A 6045-nucleotide genomic window follows, 5' to 3' on the forward strand; every position below is an offset into this window, starting at 1 on the left:
AGTGTAACTGGCGGCAGATAACGGGCTTTCCCCGGAACTCCGGAGGAGTTCAACTGTTGAACGTTCACCCCGCTTCGTGTTTGCGCACGCAATGAAGGCTTGGGACAGGGCGGCGAAACTGGCAGGCAGATTGCTTCTCCGGCAGTGGCCGGATCGCAATGACGGGGCCAGTCATTAAAAGAAATTGTTGTTTTTTATATCTTTGCTAAAACATCAGTTACTATGGAAACAATTGTCATCAATGTAAAAAATAAATCTAAGGCAAAACAAATACTCCAGGCTGTTTCGCTTTTCGAGGGCGTTACCAGCGCAACACTGGCCACAGCCGAAGAACTGGAGAACCTTTCGATACTGAAAGCCTGCAAAGCAGCCCGCAAAACAGCCAAAGCCAGCAAAGCCGATGTTTTGAACGCCTTAAAATGAAAATAGAATACCGTAGCTCTTTCGTGAAGGACATTAAAAAGTTAAAGTCCACGGCTCTGTCAAAACTTATCAAGTCGGTTATCGAAAACTGCGAAAATGCCCATACCATTTCCGATATCAAACATTGCGAACCGCTGCAAAGCCGTGGCAAGTTCTTTAAAATAAAGCATGGCCAATATCGATTTGGCGTATTTATAGACAAGGGAACGATTGAATTTTTGAAGTTTGGTACGCGTCAGAATTTCTATGACGATTTTCCTCCTTTTTGAGTTTTGTGTTGATTCCCTGCATGCAGGAAACGACCCGAACTTAAAAGCGCCCCTCATGGCGAGGAGCCGTAGCGTAGCGGAAACGAAAGCCTGTCCGGCTTTAACGGAAAGCAACCTCCATCCGGATAACAGATTGCTTCACTACGTTCGTAATGACGGTCCTTGCGGCGTCATTGCGTAGCGGAAACGACAGCTTGTCCGGCTTTGACGGACGACCATCATAAACTAGTAGCCTCATTCGCGTCCTACTGGCTGGTGCAAAGCCTCCATCCCGAAGGGATGACACGATTCATCACCGCCAGCGTAACTGGCGGCAGATAACGGGCTTTCCCCGGAACTCCGAAGGAGTTCAACTGTTGAACGTTCACCCCGCTTCGGGCTTGCGCACGCCATGACGGTTCGGGACAGGACGGCGAAACTGGCAGGCAGATTGCTTTGGTAAATAACCAAACAAGCCACTTAACAAGTTACACGGTGGCTCAAAGACATGGTACGACTTATCCCGGAAACAAAAATTCATTACCTTTGAATAAAAAGATATGCCAACAATATTGCAAATAAGAGGATATCGTTTTTTCTTTTATATAAACGACCATCATCCTCCGCATATACATGTTGAAAAAGATAGAAGTACCGCAAAGTTCCTTTTAGAAAATGCAGAACTGGTAAAGTCAAAAAGGTTTAACGCAGGTGAACTAAGCGAAATTAGAAAGATTATTTTGGGAAATCTTGAACTTTTTAAAACAAAATGGGATGAGCGTTTTACAAATTACTAAATCAACCAATGCAGTAAATATTTGGTTCGACGAAATAAAGATGTACCTCGTTTTAGACGATGGGAGGGAACTCTCAGTTCCAATAAATTGGTTCCCTTCATTACGTGATGCAACACCTGAGCAAAGAAACAACTGGAGGTTTATTGGTGACGGTGAAGGAATCCATTGGGAAGATTTGGATGAAGATATTTTAGTGGAAGGACTTTTATAACAACCGAACTCCCCCTTGTTTGAGCGAAGCGGTAACAAGGGGTTCGCTGAAAGTCGTTTGTAACGACAATTGGATGATATGTAAAACTGCCTGGTTACATTCATCCCTCTCCAAAAAGCGCCCGTCATTGCGACGAGCCGTAGTGAAACGGAGGCGACGCGGCAACCTCCATCCATCTAACGGATTGCTTCACTACGTTCGCAATGACGGAACCAGCTGGCAGATTGCTTCGCTACGCTCGCAATGACGGACCCAGCAAGTAGATTGCTTCCCGCTTCGTGCCTTGCGCTCGGCAATGACGATGTTGGCCGGGGTAAAGGGGAAAGGTTTTTTCTTTATCTTTACAATCATTCAAACCCTTACGCTATGGATATTCAGTCATTAAAATTGGAGTTGGTCGAAAAAATCCTGCATACAGAGAAAGCTTCCCTCCTGCTCAAAATTGAAAAAATATTGAAGAAGGAAGAAAGAAATGATTGGTGGGAGCAGCTTCCATCCGAAATACAGGACTCGATTCTGGAAGGCATACAGGATGTTCATGCGGGAAATGTCTTTACGCATGATCAGGTCATTCAGGAAGCGAAGGAAAGATATGGATTCTGAGATGCAGATTATTTGGTCGGCAAAAGCGAAGATAAGCTATTTGTTAACCGGTAGATCGTTATCCGGGTAAAATTTTTCTCCTTACTTTTTTTGACAACCGCCAAAACCCCGAGAGATTAGTAGTTGAAGACTGACGAACAAATCTTTTCCCCTCCCTCAAAGAAGCGCCTGTCATGGCGAGGAGCCGTAGTGCAACGGAGGCGACAGCCTGTCCGGCCACTGACGGACGGCAATCTGTTTTCATCAGCCATCATCTGCGACAATCATAACCGGTTCGCGTCATCCGCGTTCTGTTTTTTAAAAACCGTTTCAAAAATAATAACCATGCAACTCATTAATAATACCTTGTTGGATCAGGTCACCGAGGCGGCCAAGGAAAGTCCGCGACTGCGGATGAACCACAACTTTCACAACGCCATGGAGGCGCCGGTGCAGCGCCTGTTGAATGCCCTGGAGCCGGGAACGAAAGTACCCGTACACCGTCACCGGCATACAGCCGAAACCTACATCCTGCTGCGTGGCTGCATTCGGGTGATCTGGTACGACGATGCCGGTACCGAAACAGGTTCGGCCCTGATCGACCCGAAGCAGGGGGAGTATGGCATCCACATCCCCGAAGGACAGTGGCACACGCTGGAAGTGCTCGAAAGCGGCAGCGTGATCCTGGAGGTGAAAGAAGGACCGTACGTTCCCCTGGCCGACGAAGACGTGATGAGGAAGGATTAGCGGATTAGAATCTTGAGAATTAGAATGGGAGCAGCTGGCTGGTTTGTGCTGTCCCTTCAGGTGGCGCAACCTTTCAGGTCTTGCCGTCCTGAAAGGTTTAAAAAACGGATACGATTTTTATCAAAATTGATCTGTGAAAATCATAAACATTCTGTGTCATCTGCGTCCCATTTCATTCATCCGCGATCTAATGGCTGGTGCAACGCCTCCATCCCGAAGGGATGACACGATTCATCACCGCCAGTGTAACTGGCGGCATATAACGGGCTTTCCCCGGAACTCCGGAGGAGTTCAACTGTTGACAGTTCACTCCGATTCGGGCTTGCGCACGCCATGACGGCTTGGGAAAGGACGGCGAAACCGGCAGGCAGATTGCTTCATTCCGCTTCGCTTCATTCGCAATGACGACGTCGGACGAGGTACGGGGTAAAAGGTTTTGCGGCGAAGCCGCAAAACCTTTTACCCCCCCCTCTAACAAGCACCCGTCATTGCGAGGAACGACCGTAGGGAGTGGCGAAGCAACCTCCATCCAGCTAACAGATTGCTTCACTACGTTCGCAATGACGACGATGGGCAAGGACGGCACAACCAGCAAGCAGATTGCCACCCGTCAGTGGCCGGGCAAGCTGCTCCATTTCATTCCGCTCGCAATGACGGATTGGGAAAGGACAGCACAACCGTTTCAAATGCCCGTCATTGCGAGGAGGCACGATTGCCTGTCCGGCTTTGACGGAAAGCAATCTGTATTGAACTGGTTTGTACAAAGCATAAAACAATACATCATAACCAATTAAAATTCATCCGCGACATCCGCATTCCAGAAAATTTTTAAAACCCGATAAACATGGACGTATTAATTCAAAAGCAATTCGACAAGCACAATTTGCCACGCAAACTTGTGCTTGCTACCGACCTGGCCATTACTTCACTGGCGCTGCTCACGGCTTATTTGTTGCGTTTCAACCTGCAGATCGACAAGGTGTCGTTTGTACAGGTGCTTGTGCAGCAGGTGTGTATCATCCTGCCGATCTATCTGGTTGCCTTTATGTGGAGCGGTTCTTACCGGGGCATCATCCGCCATTCGGGTATTGAGGATGCCTCGCGGTTTGCCGTGGCCGTCAGCCTGGCTACCGGGGCGGCTTTGCTGGTATCGCTGGTCATCCGTCAATTGCCGGTATCGCAGGTTTGGTTTATTCCCTTCTCCGTCATCCTGATCCATGCTTTCCTGGTTTCGGTGATGCTGATGGGCTACCGGCTAATCATCCGTAGCCTGTATTATACCTACGGGGTTTCACGGAAGGGCTATCGCGCGGTACTCATCTTCGGCGCCGGCGACCTGGGGCAAATCACCTGGCGTGTGCTCGAAAACGACCGCCTTTCCAAAGCTACTGTCGTGGGTTTTATCGACGACAACAAAAACCTGGTTGGCAAACGGCTGTGCGGTATCCAGATTTATTCGGAGCGGCAGGCCTTTGAGAAGGTGCTGGCAGAAGAAGGCATCAACGAGATTGTATTCGCCGTCAGCCGGGACAAGATCACAAGCTCGCGCAAGAAAGAACTGTTCGACCGCTGTCTGAAGCATAATGTGCATGTTCGCGAAGTTCCCCCGGTGAAAGAATGGATTGACGGTCAGTTCAGCTCGCAGCAAATCCGCGAAATCAATATCGAAGACCTGCTGGGCCGCGATGCCATTTGGCTCGACCAGGCCCGGGTAGCCGAAGGCCTGCAACAGGCAGTGGTGCTGGTTACCGGCGCCGCCGGATCAATCGGTTCCGAAATTGTCCGTCAGCTGATGTCGTTCAATACGCGGCAGGTCATCCTGCTCGACCAGGCCGAATCGGCCTTGTACGACCTGCAAAACGAATTGCTGAAGAGCTTCCCGGGGGCTTCCTTCGAGGTGGTGGTGGCCAGCGTCACCAATGCCTTCCGCATGAGGCGGGTGTTCGAAACCTACCGGCCCCATTATGTGTTTAACGCCGCGGCCTATAAGCATGTTCCCCTGATGGAGGCCAACCCGGCCGAGGCCATCCGCGTGAATGTAGGCGGTACGCGCCTGGTGGCTGACCTGTCGGTAGAGTTTGGCGTGAAGAAGTTTGTGATGGTTTCGACTGACAAGGCGGTGAACCCCACCAACGTGATGGGCGCCTCCAAACGCATCTGCGAGATTTATATTCAGGCGCTGACACAGTCGCACAAAATAGAAACCCAGTTTATCACAACACGCTTTGGGAATGTGCTGGGTTCCAATGGCTCGGTAGTGCCGCTGTTCCGCAAGCAAATTGCGGCAGGCGGTCCGGTAACGGTCACCCATCCCGATATCATCCGCTACTTCATGACCATCCCCGAGGCTTGTCAGCTGGTGCTGGAGGCCGGGTTTATGGGCAAGGGCGGTGAGATTTATGTGTTCGACATGGGTGAGCCGGTGAAGATATACGACCTGGCCGTGAAGATGATCTCTTTATCGGGACTGAAGCCCAACGTGGATATCCCCATCCACTTTACGGGCTTGCGTCCGGGCGAGAAGCTGTACGAAGAACTGCTGGCCGATGAGGAAAATACGGTGCCCACGCACCATCCGAAGATTAAGGCAGCCCGTGTGCGCCAGCATCAATACGAAGTGGTTGACCTGGCCGTTGGCGAACTGATCAAGGCAGCCCGATGTGAGAGTGATGCCGAGCTGGTTTGCCGCATGAAAGCCCTGGTTCCTGAGTTTATCTCTCAAAACTCTGCCTTCAGCCAGTTCGACCCAACTCCACCCGAGCTGCTCGACCTCCCCAAAAATATTATCAAAAACTAACCGGATTCCGGGTGCAGCTCCCGGGTGCGGCGATTTCCAATCGCCGGTTACATTTCGCCTTGCCCTTTACAGGGCGCCTTTTGCGCAACAGTGCTGCGCCAGCAAGGCCCTATCTGATTGTTCATCAAGGGCACGAATTGCAAATCATTAGTGTTCGAAACCTAACTCGAATTATAAAACGTCCTGATTAACTGAGGGTTTCCCCCGCAAAGAATAACAATATCTTCAATAAGTAAGGCC

General features: G+C 50.1%; 8 protein-coding genes. All 8 read left to right on the forward strand.

Features of this window, described 5'->3' with window-relative positions; all coding sequences use genetic code 11:
• The first annotated feature begins 222 nt into the window (after nucleotides 1–222).
• The 8 genes from N2K84_RS19795 to N2K84_RS19830 all read left to right on the forward strand — a co-directional run bounded on the left by N2K84_RS19795 (nucleotide 223) and on the right by N2K84_RS19830 (nucleotide 5805).
• On the forward strand, nucleotides 223–423 hold the full coding sequence (locus N2K84_RS19795; protein WP_282593570.1) for a hypothetical protein: 201 nt from the start codon (nucleotides 223–225) through the stop codon (nucleotides 421–423).
• Nucleotides 420–692, forward strand: coding sequence for a type II toxin-antitoxin system RelE family toxin (locus N2K84_RS19800; RefSeq protein ID WP_282593571.1), 273 nt, complete (start codon nucleotides 420–422; stop codon nucleotides 690–692). Before N2K84_RS19795 ends, N2K84_RS19800 begins: the two co-directional genes overlap by 4 nt.
• A 539-nt stretch (nucleotides 693–1231) precedes the next feature.
• Nucleotides 1232–1468 (forward strand): DUF4160 domain-containing protein, encoded by a 237-nt coding sequence (locus tag N2K84_RS19805; protein WP_282593572.1) that lies wholly within the window; start codon nucleotides 1232–1234, stop codon nucleotides 1466–1468.
• Nucleotides 1446–1679: a DUF2442 domain-containing protein gene (locus N2K84_RS19810; RefSeq protein ID WP_282593573.1), complete on the forward strand. Its 234-nt coding sequence runs from the start codon at nucleotides 1446–1448 to the stop codon at nucleotides 1677–1679. The genes N2K84_RS19805 and N2K84_RS19810 overlap by 23 nt, the downstream gene beginning before the upstream one ends.
• 366 nt (nucleotides 1680–2045) lie before the next feature.
• Complete coding sequence (locus N2K84_RS19815) at nucleotides 2046–2282, forward strand: hypothetical protein (RefSeq protein ID WP_282593574.1); 237 nt, start codon at nucleotides 2046–2048, stop codon at nucleotides 2280–2282.
• A gap of 324 nt (nucleotides 2283–2606) precedes the next feature.
• On the forward strand, nucleotides 2607–3008 hold the full coding sequence (locus N2K84_RS19820; RefSeq protein ID WP_282593575.1) for a WbuC family cupin fold metalloprotein: 402 nt from the start codon (nucleotides 2607–2609) through the stop codon (nucleotides 3006–3008).
• Nucleotides 3009–3349: 341 nt separating this feature from the next.
• A complete protein-coding gene (locus N2K84_RS19825; RefSeq protein WP_282593576.1) occupies nucleotides 3350–3802 on the forward strand; it encodes a hypothetical protein in 453 nt (150 codons plus the stop codon).
• Between the two features lie 50 nt (nucleotides 3803–3852).
• Nucleotides 3853–5805: a polysaccharide biosynthesis protein gene (locus N2K84_RS19830; protein ID WP_282593577.1), complete on the forward strand. Its 1953-nt coding sequence runs from the start codon at nucleotides 3853–3855 to the stop codon at nucleotides 5803–5805.
• Nucleotides 5806–6045: the final 240 nt, after the last annotated feature.

The sequence above is a fragment of the Gaoshiqia sediminis genome, assembly GCF_025907915.1.
Classification (GTDB): Bacteria; Bacteroidota; Bacteroidia; order Bacteroidales; family Prolixibacteraceae; genus Gaoshiqia; species Gaoshiqia sediminis.